We start from the raw sequence: 18504 nt of genomic DNA on the forward strand, positions 1-18504 counted from the left end.
TTCAGCACAGATCAAGGTGCATAGACAGACACCTTGGTGATGAGACGGTTTTTGGAGTATAGATGTGCAAACTTCTAATAAGAACGCACATAAAAACCGGTCCATCATGCAAAAAAACATCACCTCCCTGGGGTCGCTGAATTGGGACGACCTCAAGTTTTTCCTCGAAGTGGCCCGCACCCGCAAGGCCAGCACGGCGGCCAAGCGCCTGGCCGTCGACTACACCACGGTGTCGCGACGCATCAGCTCGCTGGAAACGTCATTGGGGACGCTGCTGTTCGAAAAATCCCGGACCAACGGTTTTGTCCTGACCGCCGAAGGCCAGCGTCTGCTGGGTTACGCCGAATCGATCGAAAGCACCCTGCACATGGCCTGCGAACAGGTGTCAGGCTCTGGGGTGGCGTTGTCCGGCCACGTGCGCATGGGCTGTACCGAGGGCTTCGGCAGCTTCTTCATCACGCCGCAACTGAGTCATTTCGTCGATGCCTACCCGGCCATTTCCGTGGACATCCTGCCGCTGCCGCACTTCATCAGCCTTTCCAAGCGCGAAGCCGACATCGTCATCGCCCTCGAACGCCCCGAACATGGCCCGTATGTGTGCTGCAAACTGTGCGACTACCGACTGCAGCTCTACGCCACCCAGCCATACCTGGACAGCCATCCTCCCATCCACCGACCGGCGGACCTGAGCAAGCATTCGTTCATCAGCTACGTGGATGATCTGGCGTTCAGTTCCGAGCTGCTCTACTTGGCGAATGTATTGCCAGGCGCCCATGCTCACCTGCGCAGCACCAGCGTGATTGCGCAGTTCGTGGCAGCGCAGCAAGGACGATCATTGGCGATCCTGCCGTGCTTCCTCGCCGCCCAGGATCCGCGCCTGCTGCCGGTGCTGCCGGAGGAAATCACCGTCACCCGGCAGTTCTGGATGTACTGCCGGGAGGATTTGAGGAAGCTCAAACGCATCACGCTGTTGTGGGATTACATCCGCGAAGTGACTGAGCAGAATCAGCCATTGTTGATGGGCGAGAGCCGAGAGATGGTATTCGCCGACTAGTCGGCGATGACCACGATGGCGACGCGACGGTTTTCGGTGCGCCCCTCGACCGTGTCGTTGGAGGCGACTGGCCTGCTACTGCCCAGCCCCCGTGTTTGAACGTTTTCTTCGCGCATGCCCACGCCAATCAATACCTTGCTCACGCTGTAGGCCCGACGTATCGACAGTTGTTCGTTATAGGTTTGCGAGCCTGATGCGTCGGTATGACCATCGATCCGCACCCGCTCGATTCCGGCCCCCAGCAGAGCCTTGCCGATTCGCTCGACAATCTCGGTACTGGCCGGGTTGAGGGTTTCCACATCGCTGCCAAACAGTACTTTGCCGGACAGGCCGAAAGCCCATCCCTCATCGGTCAATTCGAACCCTTGTTGTTTGAGCACGGCGACTTGCGCCGGGGTAAGACCTTTTTGGGGTGTCGTCTGGCAGCCGGACAGGGCCAGAACGGTGATGAACAAAAGCGCGGCGAAGCGCTGCAGGGAGAGTTGAGGATATAGGCGCACGAGTCAGCTCCTGGCTTGAAGATCAGCAACCGGGTGCTCCGACCCAGCCGTGTGTTGACCGCCTCTGGCGAGGCGTTTGGCCTGATACATCGCCGCATCGGCGGCGTTGAGCAAGGCGCCTGGTGTAGCGCCATGATCAGGATAAACGGCGATGCCGACACTCAGAGAGGTCAGCACCGAGGCATTGCCGGGCAATTGAATGGGCATTTCCATGCTGGCTATGATTTTCTCGGCAATCCGTTCGGCATCCTCGGTCCGGTGCAAGGGTGCAAGCAGCACGGCAAATTCGTCCCCGCCCAGGCGCGCCACCAAGTCACCTTCACGCAACTGCGCCCGGACCCGTGTCGCCACCGCCGTCAGCACCGCATCACCGGCAGCATGGCCGAAGTTATCGTTGATACCCTTGAACCGGTCACTGTCCAGATAGAGCACGGCGACCTGCTCGTCGAGTTTGTTGGCATTGCGCAGTGCACGGATCAGCCGGCCTTCGAAAAATGCCCGATTCGGCAATCCGGTCAGGCTGTCATGACTGGCCTGGTGAGCCAGGGTTTCGTTCTCGCTTTGCAGGTGGGTTTGCCAGGACTCCAGCTCATCAAGCAGCGCGTTGAAGTCATTGCCCAGGTTATCCAGTTCGGCGATAGCGGCCGGCGGTACGCGTCGGTCGAGGGCGCGTTCGCTGCGCGCGGCATGGGCCACCTCGGCGAGGCTGCGCAGCGGCCCGGTGATTGCGCGTAACTGACGCCGCGCCAGATACAACGCCACCCAGGCGCTCACCGCCGTGCACAAGACAATTCCCGCCAGGCCGCTGAGCAAAAACCGCAAAAGACTGCCGCCATGCCCCGACAGTAGAACTGCGCCTATATTCTGTCCCTGATGGATAATTGGCAGGCTGATGGGCTTTTCCAGGAAGGTTTTGGCGATGTGCCTTTCCAATTCCGACAACAAGCCGGTTTCCGGTCGCTGCCAGCGAGCCAGCAGACGCCCATGCTCGTTGAACACCTCGGCATCGGCGACCTCTTCGGTGGAGGCAATCACAGCCAGCGCCTCGGTCGCCGCCACTGAGTCATCGAACACCACGGCCGCTTCAACGGTATAGCTGATCGAGCGGGCGATCAGGTGCAGGTTGTGATCGGCATAGACTCGCAGCGCAAGTACACCGAGCAACGTCAGGGAGACACTGGCCATGGTGATCGCCACCAACGCGACAATCAGGTGACCGCGACCAATGACCGAGCCCAGTGTGGGACGGATCCGTGCCGTGGGCAGATTCATGGGGCTGCTGGCCTGCGACGTGAAAGCTGCAAAACGCTGGGGTGAATGCGCACGCCACTGCGCGCCACCGAATCCAGGTTGACCTCGAACGAGACCTGTTCGTCAGCGACCCGCAGACAGAACAGGCTGCCGACGGTGCACTGATCGCCGCCTTCACTGATGCTCAACACAGGTTTACCGATCAAGGACGCGAACAGCCGGGTGCGCTCGTCATGGGTCAATCTGCCGATGTAGATCGCGTTGCAATCAGTGGCAATACTGGGGTGGTCGGCCAGCACCCGCTGCACAGTCACAGGCCGGCCAGTGGCCTGAGTCGTACCCTTGACCAAATCGTCTGTGTATTGAGTCGGCCCGACAATGCACAGCTGCAATTGCGCTGGTTCCACGGGCCAGCGGGCGTAGCTGAGAATTCCCAACACAACCTGGGTGACGGATTCGGCCCGCTGTTCAGCCCGGGTCGTGGTGGCCTGATCCTGGGCGACAACCACAGGCGCCAGTGAGCACAGCAGGCCGGCAAGCAAATATTGCCTCCAGCCCTTGCGGCGCACTGTCTCCTGAACAGCCACACTCATGGAAAGTCTCTTGGTCGATGCAATAAGTGCCGGAAAGATAGCACAGTGCCAAAAAGCCAGCGAGGCAGCGTCCTACGGCGCTTACGACACAAGCGTGCAGAACAGCCGCCCTGGACACTGAATCGCGAAAGTCGATCGCTCAGACAGCTCCTTCCAGCGCCAGCATCAACCCGCTCAAGCGCTTGACCTTGCGCTGAACCGCCTCTTCAAAGACGCCCGCTCGCGGCTCAATCAGACTGAACCAGTGCTTGCCCCGAGTAATGGCGGTGTACACCAATTCTTTCGTCAGCACCGGGTTCAGCGCATCCGGAAGAATCAAAGCCGTATGGGCGAACTCCGAACCTTGGGATTTGTGCACCGTCATGGCAAAGACAGTTTCTACATCGTTCAGGCGACTGGGCAGTACAAAACGCACACCGCCCTGGCCATCGTTACGAGGGAACGCCACCCGCAGAACCTGCTTGCCGGCGTCCGGCCCATCACGCTCGGGCAGTTTGAGCGCGATACCGATATCGCCATTCATCAGGCCCAACCCGTAGTCGTTGCGGGTCATCAGAACCGGGCGCCCTTCGTACCATTGATGATCGCTGTCGATAAGCTGGGCCTTGAGCAGTGCGGCGGTGATGCGCTGGTTCAACCCCGCGACGCCCCACGGGCCTTTGCGTACGGCACAAAGCAGCTGGAACTCGTCGAAAGCCGACAGGACTTCCCGAGCCCAATCGGTCCAGCAGCTGTCCTCAAGCGGTCGGGATATGGCCGGGCGGCGCTGACGCAACAGGCTCAAGTAATGCCGATAACCCTTCGGCCCTTCTGCCTTGCCGTCGAGTAACAAGCGCTCCAGCGCCCCATCGTGTTCGCCCCTCAGCGCCAGGGAAAACAGGTCGCTGAACTTGCCTTCGAGTAGCAGTTGACGGGCCTGTTCCGGTTGCTGCTGGTTGACCCGACGCGCCAGTTGACCGATCCCACTGCCCTCACCGAAGCGCCGCGAATGCCTGAGCATGACCACTTGCTGGGCCAAGGCATGAGTGCCATCGAGGTCTTGCCGCAGATCACTGGCCGCCAGGTTTTCACCGCTGACCGACTCCAGCCAGGCAAGGGTCCGGGGGCTGTACCAACCCTCCTCGGCGTCCCGACACAGGTCCCCCAGTACCGCACCGGCCTCAACAGAAGCCAGTTGGTCCTTATCACCCAGTAATACCAGTCGCGCATGAGTCGGCAGCGCATCCAGCAGATTGGCCATCATCTCCAGATCGATCATGGAGGCTTCATCGATCACCAACACATCCAGTGGCAAGCGATTGCCCCCATGATGGCGAAAATGTCGGGTGCCAGGCCGACTGCCCAACAAGCGATGGACCGTGGTGACATCGCAAGGAATGCGCTCGCGCACGGCGTCAACCACATCGAGGGTGCGAACCTGCTGGCTGATGGACTCGGTCAGACGCGCCGCCGCCTTGCCTGTGGGCGCGGCCAGGCGGATCCGCAGCGGTTTGCCTGCCTCGACAGCGGGCGCCTGAAGCAAGGCGAGCAAGCGCACAACCGTGGTGGTCTTGCCGGTACCCGGGCCGCCAGTGATGATACTGAAGGCTCCACGGGTCGCCAGCGCACAGGCCAGTTTTTGCCAATCGATCGGGCCAGCGGCGTTGGCCGGCCCGAACAACCCGTTCAAACGCTCGCGAAGATCATCAGGTGCCGCTTCATGTTCGGCAAGCCGTTGTCGCAACGCCTCATCGATCCGCCGCTCATAAGCCCAATAACGACGCAGATAAAGCCGCTTACCTGATAACACCAAAGGGCGCTGCCGCGCTTCTTCATGCTCATCGACGGCCAAGGCCACCAGAGCACTGGAAGCCAGGACCTTGCACCAGTGAGCCCCATCGAGGGTCCGTAGTATTTGCGAGGGCAACAACTCTACCCCCGTTTGCGAGTCGCCTTCAGGCGGCAGTGACAGGGCGAAATCCGGCTCCTTGAGCGTTTCGAACAGATCCAGGCAGACATGCCCGTGACCCAACTGATGGCTGGTGAGCGCCGCAGCAAGCAGCACCAACGGATCATCTTCAGGCGCGAGCTCATGGAGGAAGGCGACGAATGCCTTGTCCAGGGCGCGCAACCATCCTCGCTCGACCCAGCGGGTGAGCAACAGCAGCAAGTCATCCGCACGGCTCAGCGGCGCCAGATCCATCAGGCTCTCGTCATCAGACGATTTGGGTAACAGATCGGCAAAAGAACGTTTCATAGCAGCTCCCCCTGTTCCCATGCCGGTTCAGCCTTTGGCTCGCAAACCCCTTGGAACATGCGGTCCAGTTGCTCGATCAGCACCCGTGGAGGCTTGGTGAAGTAAACGCCTTGACTGGCTGAGCGGGTACCGCGCAGGAACAGATACAACGCCCCGCCGACATGCCGATCGTAGTCATAGTCGGGCAGGCGCGCCTTGAGCTGACGGTGCAGGGCCAACAGGTACAACACGTATTGCAGGTCGTAGCGATTGTCGAGGATTGACTGTTCCATGGCCTGCTCGGTGTAGGCCATGTCATCGACACCCAGCCAGTTGGACTTGTAATCGGCCACGTAATACCGGCCCTCGTGCTCGAACGTCAAATCGATGAAGCCCTTGAACATCCCGTTGAGCAACACCGGCTCAGCGGCCACGCGAGCGACACCGCCATGGGTAAATTGGCAAACCAGTTGGTCGAGCTTGAGCACATCGACCTTGTGGCTGGCAAACCAGAACTCCATCTCGACCTGAAACCGGGACAGGTTCTCGAGCACCACCGGCGCCTGGTCACCACCTATGTGCATAGGCAGTTTGATCAGGTGTTGCAGCCAGTCAACCAGGGTAGCGATCCAGCCTTTCCAACCTCGACGATTGCAGCGCCGGGCTATGGCATCCTCAATGGCGGTTGGCGTAGCTTCAAATCCTTCGCCAGCGGCCCACTCCAGCAGGCCATGAAGGAATGTGCCGGGACCAGGGCCGCGAGGGAAGCGGTGAATATCGCCACCCACGGCAACAATTTCCCTTGGGGCATCGGGGTCAAGCCGCTCATCGTCGAACAGCTTCTGAGCCTGCGGGTTCTCCGGCGCATCATTGCTGCCCGCACTCAGGCTTTCCCCGATACGCAAGGCGCTGTAGGAGGCGATCCACCAGTTTTCGCTGGCTTTGCGTACGGGTATCAAAGGTTCAAGCAATACCGCTTCGTTGCGTGGCGGCCGGTAATGCTCGTCGGTGGCCTGGGGCATCTCCTGATAGCTGACCATTGCGCTGCCTTGCTGCAGGTCCTCCAGCCAGCGCCTCAACTCCACCGACTCGACTAACGGTACACCACCGCCCAACAGATAGCCCAATGCGGACAAGTGCAGGATCGAGCTGTTGTTATTGCCCCGCTTGAGATCAGCCACACCCAGCCAGCAAGCGTGTTGTGCGCGGGTCAGGGCCACGTAGAGAAGCCGCAGATCCTCGGCCAGACGCTCGTCATCGGCCTTGGCGATCAACTCGGCGGTAGGCTTGAGGCTGATCTGTGCCTTGCAGGCTTCATCGTGGTAATGCAAAGGCAACCGACTGCCATCCACCGGTTTCGTCGAACAGATGAAGGGCAAAAACACCAGTGGATATTCAAGTCCCTTGGACTTGTGAATCGTGACCACCTTGACCAGTTGCTCATCGCTTTCCAGGCGCAGGATCTGTTCTTCACCAGCCTGCCCGGACAGCGCCAAGTGCTCGGACAGATGCCGAATCAAAGCTTGCTCGCCATCCAGCTCACCGGCGGCCTGTTGCAACAGCTCGCAAAGATGCAGCAAATTGGTCAGCACCCGCTCGCCGTCGCTGCGCGTCATCAAGGCCTGGGGCAGCTCGAAATCATGTAGCAGGCGACGCAGCATGGGCAACACGCCCTGGGTACGCCAGACCGTACGATAGCCCCGGAACTGCATGACCCGACGCTCCCAGGCCAGCTCATCCTGATTGAGACGTTCCAGCTCCGTCAGCGCAAGATTCAGCGTGATGCTGGCCAGCGCTGCCCGCAGTGGCCGCTCGACATCCGGCTCGGCGCAGGCCCTGAGCCAGATCAGCAGGTCCCGCGCTTCCTGTGAAGCGAAGACCGAGTCTTTGTCGGACAGATAGACACTGCGCACTCCCCGCGCGGACAGCTCGTCGCGCACGGCCTGAGCTTCTTTGCCGTCACGCACCAGGATGGCGATATCCGCCGGGCGTAATCCCTGGAGCGTCTTTTCATCGACCGTAAAGCCATCGCGCCCCGATTGGCCGCCATTGAGCAACGCCGTGATCTCACTGGCACAAGCCGCCGCCATGTGCTTCCGATACACCGCCCCGGAAAGCGGCTGATCAGAAGACAGGTGCCAGATATTCATTGCGGCAACGGGTAGCCCGTTGACTTGCAAGGACTCCTTGCGCCCTTGGGACTCAACGGGCTGGAACGGCACCGGGTTCTTGCCCGACGGTTCACGAAACAGAAAAGCACCGCGCCCTTCAGGGCGAGATTCGGCGTTCTGGAAAATATGGTTCACCGCACTGACCATGGCGTGGCTGGAACGGAAGTTTGTTCCCAGCGTATGCAGCCTGCCGGCGGTGGCTTCGCGGGCGCGCAGGTAGGTATAGATGTCAGCGCCGCGAAAAGCGTAAATGGCCTGCTTCGGGTCTCCGATCAGGAACAGCCCGGTGTCGGGGTTGCTTTCAGCGATGTGGTAGATGCTTTCGAAGATGCGATATTGAATCGGGTCGGTGTCCTGGAACTCATCGATCAGCGCCACCGGAAACTGTTCGCGGATCAAGCTCGCCAGCCGCTCTCCGCCCTCGGCCTGAAGGGCCGCGTCCAGACGCAGCAGCATATCGTCGAAACCCATCTCCGCACGGCGCCGTTTCTCCGCCTCAAAACGTGCCCCCACCCATTGCGCGGCATGTTGCAGCACCGCGGCATCGGGGGTGGGCAAGGCCTCCAGGCTGGCCTTGAGACCAGACATGGCGTCCAGCCCGGGATGACTGGGCACTTCGCCTTTCCAGGCCTCGGCCATGCCCTCGGGGGTCAGGCGTGTGAATCCGCTGCCGATGTCCAACAGCTCAAGGCTTTCGTCCTCCACCCAGGCATTGATTTTCTGGAACCACGGTTCGAAGTACCGGGCCTGCATCTTGCGCCCGTCGACGCTTTTGTTGGCGACACCTTGCTGACAGATCTCCAGCAGCTCCACGGCCCATTGCCGCCACGGCGCCTTGAGATCGAGCAAGGCGGCGCTGCGCTCCTGAAGCGATGCGGCGATCAGTTCGGCCGGTTCAAGCCCCTCAGCAGCATCGCGTTCGCTGGAAAACAGTCCTCTGACTCGCGGCAGCAGCGCAGCGGGCCCGCCCCAATGTGTCCGCACCCAATTCAGCGCCTCGCCTTGCATCGAGTAGCAGAACAGCCGCCAATAGTCGCGCAGCACTTCGCCGAGCAAGTCGCTGTGATCGGTTTCCAGGGTCTGGGTAAACAGGCTACCGCTGTCAAAAGCATGTTCACGCAGCATGCGCTGACACCAGCTATGGATGGTCGACACTGCTGCTTCATCCATCCATTGCGCAGCGATGTCCAACCGGTTCGCACAGCCAGACCACTGCGTTGCATCGAACTCATCCCGCAACTCGGCGATCAGCGAATCCGGGGCGGCAATTTCATCACGAAAGAAGCGCGCCGCCTGGGCCAGACGCATGCGGATACGTTCACGCAACTCCTTGGTGGCAGCGTCCGTAAAGGTCACCACCAGGATCTGCGGAGGAAGCAGTTCGCGACCAAAGCCGGTAGCCGGGCCGCCATGCCCCAGTACCAGACGCAGGTACAACGCCGAAATGGTAAAGGTCTTGCCGGTACCGGCGCTGGCCTCGATCAATTGACTGCCACGTAGCGGGAAGGCCAGGGCGAGTGGAGGCTGGCGAGTCATGAGCTTACCTCCTCGCCGGCCAATGAACGCCATGGTGCTTCGAGCAGTGGCCGGTAAAGAGCATCGCACCAGTCGGGGAATGTCTCGTCGGCCGTCAAGGCATCGAAGTCAGCAAACTGCCGGGCCAACGCCGGACTTTCCCGCCGCTCACCCTCAGAGTTCTGCCCGTCGCCTTCGTAGGCTTTTCGAGCAGCCGCATCGGCTTTGGCTGGATCGCTCTGGCCGAGCCAGGCGAAGGCGGTCTTCACGGCGACGGGAAGCGGCTGACGCATACCCGCCTGCCAGGCTTGCAATAGATCGCCGAGCAACCGTCGTGCCACGGGCTCTTCAAAAGGAGCCAGCAGCAAGCTGTCATCACTGGCCACCAGTGCCGTCGTCATCGAAAAGCCGTTAGCGCACGCAACAAGATGATTGACCCAAGGACGAATCAGACGATGCCATTTACGGGTCTTGGGGGAGCCAATACCGTTGGGTATCGCGCTGATGGTGAGAACCGCTCCATCAGCACGCTGGTGCAGGCCACTCAGCCAGCCCTCGACGCTCACGCCATGCAATTGCAAGCTGACAGGCAAGGCACTGGTCAACGGCGTGGGCCATAACGCCAGAAGCTGCTGGTAACGCTGGAGCAAATCAGGCAAGGGTTCGATCAATTCACGTTGCATGCATTCACCGAAACCGGCCATCGGTAACAGGCCGCTGTTCTGCAGTCTTTTGGCATGAGTGGCCAGTGCCAGATCCGGTTGATCGAGGCGAACCAGGGCGGCCTCCAGCAAGCTGTCGCTCAGGCTGTAGCGTTGCAGCGCATCGAGAACGAAGGGTTCGTCATCTGCCAAAGGGGCCTCGATGGCCTCGAAGAATATTTTGAGTCGTTGACTGAAGAAGTGCCGGACGGGATTGCGCAGAAAGTCCTGCAGTTGCCCAAGGCCCAAGGGCTCTTCCTGAACATAGGGTTCCAGCACCTGGCTTTGGGCGGCGTGTTCGTGGGCACCGTGGAGCATTCGCCATTCACTGGCGTAACTGAACAATGCACTGCCTTGATGAAAATAACGAGCACTGAACGGTTGCAGCGGATGTTCCTGGGTCAACGCCTCAAGAAGGTCCCCGCGGTCATCCGCCAACCGCCAACCGCTGGCGAGATGATCCCGCAGTTGGCCGACCAATACTGAAGCAGGACGGTCGCTGTTGTCGCGGATGCTGCGTCCGACCCAACTGATATAGAGCTTTTCCCGGGCTGAAAGCAGTGCCTCCAATAACAGATATCGATCATCTTCGCGTCGGGAACGATCCCCGGGGCGATAGTCGCTGCCCATGAGATCGAAATCCAGGGGCGGTTGTGCTCGCGGGTAATCACCATCGTTCATACCCAGCAGACACACCAGTTTGAAAGGAATCGCGCGCATCGGCATCAGGGTGCAGAAGTTGACCGCTCCGGCCAGGAAACGCTGGGACAGTCGGCCCTGATCCAACCCTGCCAACCAGGCCTCACGGACAACAGTCAGGGGCAACTCATCCTGCAAGGCAACCGACTCACAGGTCTCCAGCCAGGTTTCACGCAAGTCTTCGAGTTGGGCCAGCAGATAGTCGTCATGTTCGTTGCTCGCCTGGAAAAACAGTTGCATCAGATCATGCAGGCGCGAGCCCCATTCTTGCGGTGATGCAGGCCGGGTGAGTTCCTGATGAGCGACTTGCAAAGCATCCAGCAACGCAACCAGAGGACCGATCAACGCCGCATCCAGGCCACCAATTTCATCATAGGGTTCGATGCCGTCATAAGCGCCCGCGCTGCCGACGGCATACCCCAGCAGCATGCGCCGAAGACCGAAACGCCAGCTGTTCTGCTCAAGCTCCGCGGGTAATCCCAGTCCGGCACGATGTTCGGCACTCATGCCCCAGCGGATACCGGCACCCTCGATCCAGCGGTGCAGCGTAGGCAAGTCAGCTTCATCGATACCGAACCGCTCACGCAACGCCGGAACATCGAGCAGATCGAGGATTTCGCTGACCGGAAAGCGGCTATCCGGCAGCTTGAGCAAGTGTTCGACAGCGATCAATAACGGATCACGTCCACGCTGGCCCTGATCAGTGAGGGTGAAAGGAATGAAACGGGGATCAGTTCTTTCAAGCTGACCGAACACAGCGCGTATATGCGGTGCGTAGCTGTCGATGTCCGGGACCATGACGATGATATCCCGGGGGCGCAGGCTCGGATCCGCACTAAAGCGGGCCAGCAGCTGATCGTGGAGGATTTCAACCTCGCGCTGAGCACTGTGGGCTACATGGAAACGGATAGACCCGTCCTGCTCCGTATCCACCGCTGGCCAGTGTTCCCGGGTTTCGTTCAGGGGGCGCAGCTCGAGAATGTCATCCTGCAGTTGGCCGAGAAGGGTCGTGGGATTCCCCTCGCTGAACAGGTCGATCCGTCCATCGCGAAATACCGAGCGATAACTGTTGGGGTCGTCGTAGCTGTCGAGCAGGTTGATATAGTCACGCCCCTGCTTGCCCCACGCTGCCAATAATGGATGAGCATGCTGGTGCAAGGTCTGCGGGTCGAGGACAACGGGCATTCCGGCCTTGCGGGCCTGCCGTTTGTATTGGTGGCGTAGCAGGTCTTTGTCGGCCACGATGTCCGCCCAATGGTGGCGACATGGGTTATGAACGCACAGCAGAACCTGGCTAAACCGTGACAGACCGGCAAGTGCTTCAAGGACTTGGGCCGGCAGAGAAGAAATGCCGAACACTATCACCCGCGCGGGCAGGTTCCTGGGAGCCACTTCCAAACTGTTGATACGCTCGATGTACCGTTGATGAACCCCAGCACGGCTTTGGGCCATGCCTTGCTCCCCTACATCCATCAAAAGGGCCCGCCACAGTTCGGCCTGCCAACAGTTTTCTGGCGCGAGCGGCTTGATTTCGCCCCGGACATTTCTTGTCTGGTGCCGACCTTCCGCCCAGTCCTCCAGCCAATCCGCCCGGTACACCTGGTATTGGTCAAACAGATCGGCAAGACGCTCGGACAACTGATAACGCTTGCGCAAGTCGGTGTCGTGGGTAAGGAAACGCCGCAGGGGCTCGAAATGGGGCTGCTCGATCAACTGTGGCAGAAGGCGCATCAGCCGCCATGTAAGTGGAGCCTTATCAAGCAACGACTTGGCCGGAATTTCGTCACGTCCCAGGACCGTTCGATAGAGTTGCCACATGAAACTGCCGGGCAACTGCACATCAATGGCGGCGGCGATACCGCAGCCACCGGTATCGTCATCTTCCGGATCCTCAGCCAATGCCAGCTTCAACCATTGGGCGATGCCATTGCTTTGAACCAGCGCGATTTCATTTTCAAGAGGCCCCAGCGGGTAGCGCCGCATCAAGCTGATCACCAGGCTGCGCAACTCATCCAGGCGATTCCCGTGGACCACCATGAAAGCAGGGCTTAAGGACGTCGCGTCCGGCATAAAGGCATCCTTGAAAATGCAAAAGCTAGGGCCGAACCTTAGCACTGTCGGGGGGCTGTGACAGCCGGGAGGTGTCCGTGCTTGTCGTAAGAACTTTCCTGCGGGCAAAACAAAACCCCTACCTGCATCAGCAGATAGGGGTTTCGGAATTTAATCTTGACGATGACCTACTCTCACATGGGGAAACCCCACACTACCATCGGCGATGCATCGTTTCACTACTGAGTTCGGGATGGGATCAGGTGGTTCCAATGCTCTATGGTCGTCAAGAAATTCGGTAGCCAGCGCGTGCCTTGCGGTCACGTTCCAGCGAATGGGTATGCGATAGGTTTGTGTGTTGTGCGAACTTTCGGTTCATAGCGTCTTCACACACCGCAATCTGGTGCCCTGTATCGGGTCAGCAAATTGCTTGGGTGTTATATGGTCAAGCCTCACGGGCAATTAGTATGGGTTAGCTCAACGCCTCACAGCGCTTACACACCCCACCTATCAACGTCGTAGTCTTCGACGGCCCTTCAGGGGACTCAAGGTCCCAGTGAGATCTCATCTTGAGGCAAGTTTCCCGCTTAGATGCTTTCAGCGGTTATCTTTTCCGAACATAGCTACCCGGCAATGCCACTGGCGTGACAACCGGAACACCAGAGGTTCGTCCACTCCGGTCCTCTCGTACTAGGAGCAGCCCCTCTCAAATCTCAAACGTCCACGGCAGATAGGGACCGAACTGTCTCACGACGTTCTAAACCCAGCTCGCGTACCACTTTAAATGGCGAACAGCCATACCCTTGGGACCGGCTTCAGCCCCAGGATGTGATGAGCCGACATCGAGGTGCCAAACACCGCCGTCGATATGAACTCTTGGGCGGTATCAGCCTGTTATCCCCGGAGTACCTTTTATCCGTTGAGCGATGGCCCTTCCATACAGAACCACCGGATCACTAAGACCTACTTTCGTACCTGCTCGACGTGTCTGTCTCGCAGTCAAGCGCGCTTTTGCCTTTATACTCTACGACCGATTTCCGACCGGTCTGAGCGCACCTTCGTACTCCTCCGTTACTCTTTAGGAGGAGACCGCCCCAGTCAAACTACCCACCATACACTGTCCTCGATCCGGATAACGGACCTGAGTTAGAACCTCAAAGTTGCCAGGGTGGTATTTCAAGGATGGCTCCACGCGAACTGGCGTCCACGCTTCAAAGCCTCCCACCTATCCTACACAAGCAAATTCAAAGTCCAGTGCAAAGCTATAGTAAAGGTTCACGGGGTCTTTCCGTCTAGCCGCGGATACACTGCATCTTCACAGCGATTTCAATTTCACTGAGTCTCGGGTGGAGACAGCGCCGCCATCGTTACGCCATTCGTGCAGGTCGGAACTTACCCGACAAGGAATTTCGCTACCTTAGGACCGTTATAGTTACGGCCGCCGTTTACCGGGGCTTCGATCAAGAGCTTCGCGTTAGCTAACCCCATCAATTAACCTTCCGGCACCGGGCAGGCGTCACACCCTATACGTCCACTTTCGTGTTTGCAGAGTGCTGTGTTTTTAATAAACAGTCGCAGCGGCCTGGTATCTTCGACCGGCGTGGGCTTACGCAGCAAGTGCTTCACCCTCACCGGCGCACCTTCTCCCGAAGTTACGGTGCCATTTTGCCTAGTTCCTTCACCCGAGTTCTCTCAAGCGCCTTGGTATTCTCTACCCAACCACCTGTGTCGGTTTGGGGTACGGTTCCTGGTTACCTGAAGCTTAGAAGCTTTTCTTGGAAGCATGGCATCAACCACTTCGTCACCCAAAGGGTAACTCGTCATCAGCTCTCGGCCTTAGAATCCCGGATTTACCTAAGATTCCAGCCTACCACCTTAAACTTGGACAACCAACGCCAAGCTGGCCTAGCCTTCTCCGTCCCTCCATCGCAATAACCAGAAGTACAGGAATATTAACCTGTTTTCCATCGACTACGCTTTTCAGCCTCGCCTTAGGGACCGACTAACCCTGCGTCGATTAACGTTGCGCAGGAAACCTTGGTCTTTCGGCGTGGGTGTTTTTCACACCCATTGTCGTTACTCATGTCAGCATTCGCACTTCTGATACCTCCAGCAAGCTTCTCAACTCACCTTCACAGGCTTACAGAACGCTCCTCTACCGCATCACCTAAGTGATACCCGTAGCTTCGGTGTATGGTTTGAGCCCCGTTACATCTTCCGCGCAGGCCGACTCGACTAGTGAGCTATTACGCTTTCTTTAAAGGGTGGCTGCTTCTAAGCCAACCTCCTAGCTGTCTAAGCCTTCCCACATCGTTTCCCACTTAACCATAACTTTGGGACCTTAGCTGACGGTCTGGGTTGTTTCCCTTTTCACGACGGACGTTAGCACCCGCCGTGTGTCTCCCATGCTCGGCACTTGTAGGTATTCGGAGTTTGCATCGGTTTGGTAAGTCGGGATGACCCCCTAGCCGAAACAGTGCTCTACCCCCTACAGTGATACATGAGGCGCTACCTAAATAGCTTTCGAGGAGAACCAGCTATCTCCGAGCTTGATTAGCCTTTCACTCCGATCCACAGGTCATCCGCTAACTTTTCAACGGTAGTCGGTTCGGTCCTCCAGTTAGTGTTACCCAACCTTCAACCTGCCCATGGATAGATCGCCCGGTTTCGGGTCTATTCCCAGCGACTAGACGCCCTATTAAGACTCGCTTTCGCTACGCCTCCCCTATTCGGTTAAGCTCGCCACTGAAAATAAGTCGCTGACCCATTATACAAAAGGTACGCAGTCACCCAACAAAGTGGGCTCCCACTGCTTGTACGCATACGGTTTCAGGATCTATTTCACTCCCCTCTCCGGGGTTCTTTTCGCCTTTCCCTCACGGTACTAGTTCACTATCGGTCAGTCAGTAGTATTTAGCCTTGGAGGATGGTCCCCCCATATTCAGACAAAGTTTCTCGTGCTCCGTCCTACTCGATTTCATGACTAAGAGATTTTCGCGTACAGGGCTATCACCCACTATGGCCGCACTTTCCAGAGCGTTCCGCTAATCTCAAAGCCACTTAAGGGCTAGTCCCCGTTCGCTCGCCACTACTAAGGGAATCTCGGTTGATTTCTTTTCCTCAGGGTACTTAGATGTTTCAGTTCCCCTGGTTCGCCTCTTGCACCTATGTATTCAGTACAAGATAACCATCTTATGATGGCTGGGTTCCCCCATTCAGACATCTCCGGATCAAAGTCTGTTTGCCGACTCCCCGAAGCTTTTCGCAGGCTACCACGTCTTTCATCGCCTCTGACTGCCAAGGCATCCACCGTATGCGCTTCTTCACTTGACCATATAACCCCAAGCAATCTGGTTATACTGTGAAGACGACATTCGCCGAAAATTCGCATGCTCTAAGAGCAACTCACAAATTTTACCTTAGCCTGATCCGTTACCAGTGAAAGTAACGTCCAGTCTATCTTTCTATCACATACCCAAATTTTTAAAGAACGATCTAATCAAAAGACTAGAAATCAACATTCAGCACCGTCTTGGTGGAATGCTCATTTCTAAGCTTTAAACGTTGGTGCCAATCTGTAATGGTGGAGCCAAGCGGGATCGAACCGCTGACCTCCTGCGTGCAAGGCAGGCGCTCTCCCAGCTGAGCTATGGCCCCGTATCGCTACAGGGAACACCATGAAATTGGTGGGTCTGGGCAGATTCGAACTGCCGACCTCACCCTTATCAGGGGTGCGCTCTAACCAACTGAGCTACAGACCCAATCGTCTTCTTCAATGAATCAAGCAATTCGTGTGGGAGCTCATGAAGCAGCTGCGGTCGTCGATTAAGGAGGTGATCCAGCCGCAGGTTCCCCTACGGCTACCTTGTTACGACTTCACCCCAGTCATGAATCACACCGTGGTAACCGTCCCCCCGAAGGTTAGACTAGCTACTTCTGGTGCAACCCACTCCCATGGTGTGACGGGCGGTGTGTACAAGGCCCGGGAACGTATTCACCGCGACATTCTGATTCGCGATTACTAGCGATTCCGACTTCACGCAGTCGAGTTGCAGACTGCGATCCGGACTACGATCGGTTTTGTGGGATTAGCTCCACCTCGCGGCTTGGCAACCCTCTGTACCGACCATTGTAGCACGTGTGTAGCCCAGGCCGTAAGGGCCATGATGACTTGACGTCATCCCCACCTTCCTCCGGTTTGTCACCGGCAGTCTCCTTAGAGTGCCCACCATTACGTGCTGGTAACTAAGGACAAGGGTTGCGCTCGTTACGGGACTTAACCCAACATCTCACGACACGAGCTGACGACAGCCATGCAGCACCTGTCTCAATGTTCCCGAAGGCACCAATCCATCTCTGGAAAGTTCATTGGATGTCAAGGCCTGGTAAGGTTCTTCGCGTTGCTTCGAATTAAACCACATGCTCCACCGCTTGTGCGGGCCCCCGTCAATTCATTTGAGTTTTAACCTTGCGGCCGTACTCCCCAGGCGGTCAACTTAATGCGTTAGCTGCGCCACTAAGAGCTCAAGGCTCCCAACGGCTAGTTGACATCGTTTACGGCGTGGACTACCAGGGTATCTAATCCTGTTTGCTCCCCACGCTTTCGCACCTCAGTGTCAGTATCAGTCCAGGTGGTCGCCTTCGCCACTGGTGTTCCTTCCTATATCTACGCATTTCACCGCTACACAGGAAATTCCACCACCCTCTACCATACTCTAGCTCGACAGTTTTGAATGCAGTTCCCAGGTTGAGCCCGGGGATTTCACATCCAACTTAACGAACCACCTACGCGCGCTTTACGCCCAGTAATTCCGATTAACGCTTGCACCCTCTGTATTACCGCGGCTGCTGGCACAGAGTTAGCCGGTGCTTATTCTGTCGGTAACGTCAAAACACTAACGTATTAGGTTAATGCCCTTCCTCCCAACTTAAAGTGCTTTACAATCCGAAGACCTTCTTCACACACGCGGCATGGCTGGATCAGGCTTTCGCCCATTGTCCAATATTCCCCACTGCTGCCTCCCGTAGGAGTCTGGACCGTGTCTCAGTTCCAGTGTGACTGATCATCCTCTCAGACCAGTTACGGATCGTCGCCTTGGTGAGCCATTACCTCACCAACTAGCTAATCCGACCTAGGCTCATCTGATAGCGCAAGGCCCGAAGGTCCCCTGCTTTCTCCCGTAGGACGTATGCGGTATTAGCGTCCGTTTCCGAGCGTTATCCCCCACTACCAGGCAGATTCCTAGGCTTTACTCACCCGTCCGCCGCTCTCAAGAGGTGCAAGCACCTCTCTACCGCTCGACTTGCATGTGTTAGGCCTGCCGCCAGCGTTCAATCTGAGCCATGATCAAACTCTTCAGTTCAAACATCTTTGGGTTTTGAGAAAACCCTAAACTTGGCTCAGCAATCGTTGGTTACATCTTTGATTTCTCGCGGAGTAACTTGTGATGCTGATAATCTGTTGACTAGCAGTCTGACTCCACAAGCACCCACACGAATTGCTTGATTCAGTTGTTAAAGAGCGGTGGGTTGAGCCTTTCGTCTCAACCGAGGCGCGCATTCTACAGCGCCCGGCGTATCTGTCAAGCGGTTATTTTAAGAAGTTTTCAAAGTTTCCTCTGCAACTTCAACCACTTGCGCTTCCGATCTCTCGTTAGCGGGAGGCGAATTCTACAGCGTTACTCGCTGCTGTCAACACCTCTTTTTGACGCTTTCGATCGAGAAGATCGAATCGTTAACGGAGCCAGAAAAACCGC

7 protein-coding genes, 2 tRNA genes and 3 rRNA genes are annotated in these 18504 nt (G+C 57.6%); 1 reads left to right on the plus strand and 11 read right to left on the minus strand.

All coding sequences use genetic code 11. The features are described from left to right. Nucleotides 1–106: 106 nt before the first annotated feature. Nucleotides 107–1054, plus strand: a complete 948-nt coding sequence (locus tag HQ912_RS25030; RefSeq protein ID WP_107322983.1) for a LysR family transcriptional regulator — start codon at nt 107–109, stop codon at nt 1052–1054. Here HQ912_RS25030 and HQ912_RS25035 read toward each other — a convergent pair. The 11 genes from HQ912_RS25035 to HQ912_RS25085 form a co-directional block, all read right to left on the minus strand. Continuing rightward, nucleotides 1051–1554 (minus strand): OmpA family protein, encoded by a 504-nt coding sequence (locus HQ912_RS25035; protein ID WP_107322984.1) that lies wholly within the window; start codon nt 1552–1554, stop codon nt 1051–1053. The genes HQ912_RS25030 and HQ912_RS25035 overlap by 4 nt on opposite strands. A gap of 3 nt (nt 1555–1557) precedes the next feature. Continuing rightward, entirely contained in the window at nt 1558–2826 is a 1269-nt protein-coding gene (locus HQ912_RS25040; RefSeq protein ID WP_107322985.1) for a diguanylate cyclase domain-containing protein, read from the minus strand. Beyond that, entirely contained in the window at nt 2823–3398 is a 576-nt protein-coding gene (locus tag HQ912_RS25045; protein WP_173407416.1) for a YfiR family protein, read from the minus strand. Before HQ912_RS25045 ends, HQ912_RS25040 begins: the two co-directional genes overlap by 4 nt. Before the next feature lie 139 nt (nt 3399–3537). After that, nucleotides 3538–5634 carry an exodeoxyribonuclease V subunit alpha gene (gene recD, locus HQ912_RS25050; RefSeq protein WP_173407417.1) on the minus strand — a complete coding sequence of 699 codons (2097 nt, stop codon included), beginning with the start codon at nt 5632–5634 and terminating at the stop codon, nt 3538–3540. Beyond that, nucleotides 5631–9320: an exodeoxyribonuclease V subunit beta gene (gene recB, locus HQ912_RS25055; RefSeq protein WP_173407418.1), complete on the minus strand. Its 3690-nt coding sequence runs from the start codon at nt 9318–9320 to the stop codon at nt 5631–5633. Before recB ends, recD begins: the two co-directional genes overlap by 4 nt. Then, nucleotides 9317–12769 carry an exodeoxyribonuclease V subunit gamma gene (gene recC, locus HQ912_RS25060; protein ID WP_076386462.1) on the minus strand — a complete coding sequence of 1151 codons (3453 nt, stop codon included), beginning with the start codon at nt 12767–12769 and terminating at the stop codon, nt 9317–9319. Before recC ends, recB begins: the two co-directional genes overlap by 4 nt. Before the next feature lie 154 nt (nt 12770–12923). Continuing rightward, a 5S ribosomal RNA gene (rrf, locus tag HQ912_RS25065) occupies nt 12924–13039 on the minus strand. 150 nt (nt 13040–13189) lie between these two features. Further along, nucleotides 13190–16081 (minus strand): 23S ribosomal RNA (locus HQ912_RS25070). A 248-nt stretch (nt 16082–16329) separates the two neighbouring features. Continuing rightward, a tRNA-Ala gene (locus HQ912_RS25075) sits at nt 16330–16405 on the minus strand. 27 nt (nt 16406–16432) lie between these two features. Continuing rightward, nucleotides 16433–16509, minus strand: a tRNA-Ile gene (locus HQ912_RS25080). A 65-nt stretch (nt 16510–16574) separates the two neighbouring features. Beyond that, nucleotides 16575–18111 (minus strand): 16S ribosomal RNA (locus HQ912_RS25085). Together the 16S, 23S and 5S rRNA genes with 2 tRNA genes alongside form the textbook arrangement of a ribosomal RNA operon. Nucleotides 18112–18504: the final 393 nt, after the last annotated feature.

It is taken from the genome of Pseudomonas sp. MPDS (assembly GCF_013283895.1).
In the GTDB taxonomy this organism is placed as follows: domain Bacteria; phylum Pseudomonadota; class Gammaproteobacteria; order Pseudomonadales; family Pseudomonadaceae; genus Aquipseudomonas; species Aquipseudomonas rhizophila.

Excerpts from the sequence above, each read along its gene's own strand:
- HQ912_RS25030 (WP_107322983.1), top strand. The coding sequence starts at position 107 with ATGCAAAAAAACATCACCTCCCTGGGGTCGCTGAATTGGGACGACCTC.
- HQ912_RS25040 (WP_107322985.1), bottom strand. The coding sequence starts at position 2,826 with ATGAATCTGCCCACGGCACGGATCCGTCCCACACTGGGCTCGGTCATT.
- HQ912_RS25045 (WP_173407416.1), bottom strand. The coding sequence starts at position 3,398 with ATGAGTGTGGCTGTTCAGGAGACAGTGCGCCGCAAGGGCTGGAGGCAA.
- recD (WP_173407417.1), bottom strand. The coding sequence starts at position 5,634 with ATGAAACGTTCTTTTGCCGATCTGTTACCCAAATCGTCTGATGACGAG.
- recB (WP_173407418.1), bottom strand. The coding sequence starts at position 9,320 with ATGACTCGCCAGCCTCCACTCGCCCTGGCCTTCCCGCTACGTGGCAGT.
- recC (WP_076386462.1), bottom strand. The coding sequence starts at position 12,769 with ATGCCGGACGCGACGTCCTTAAGCCCTGCTTTCATGGTGGTCCACGGG.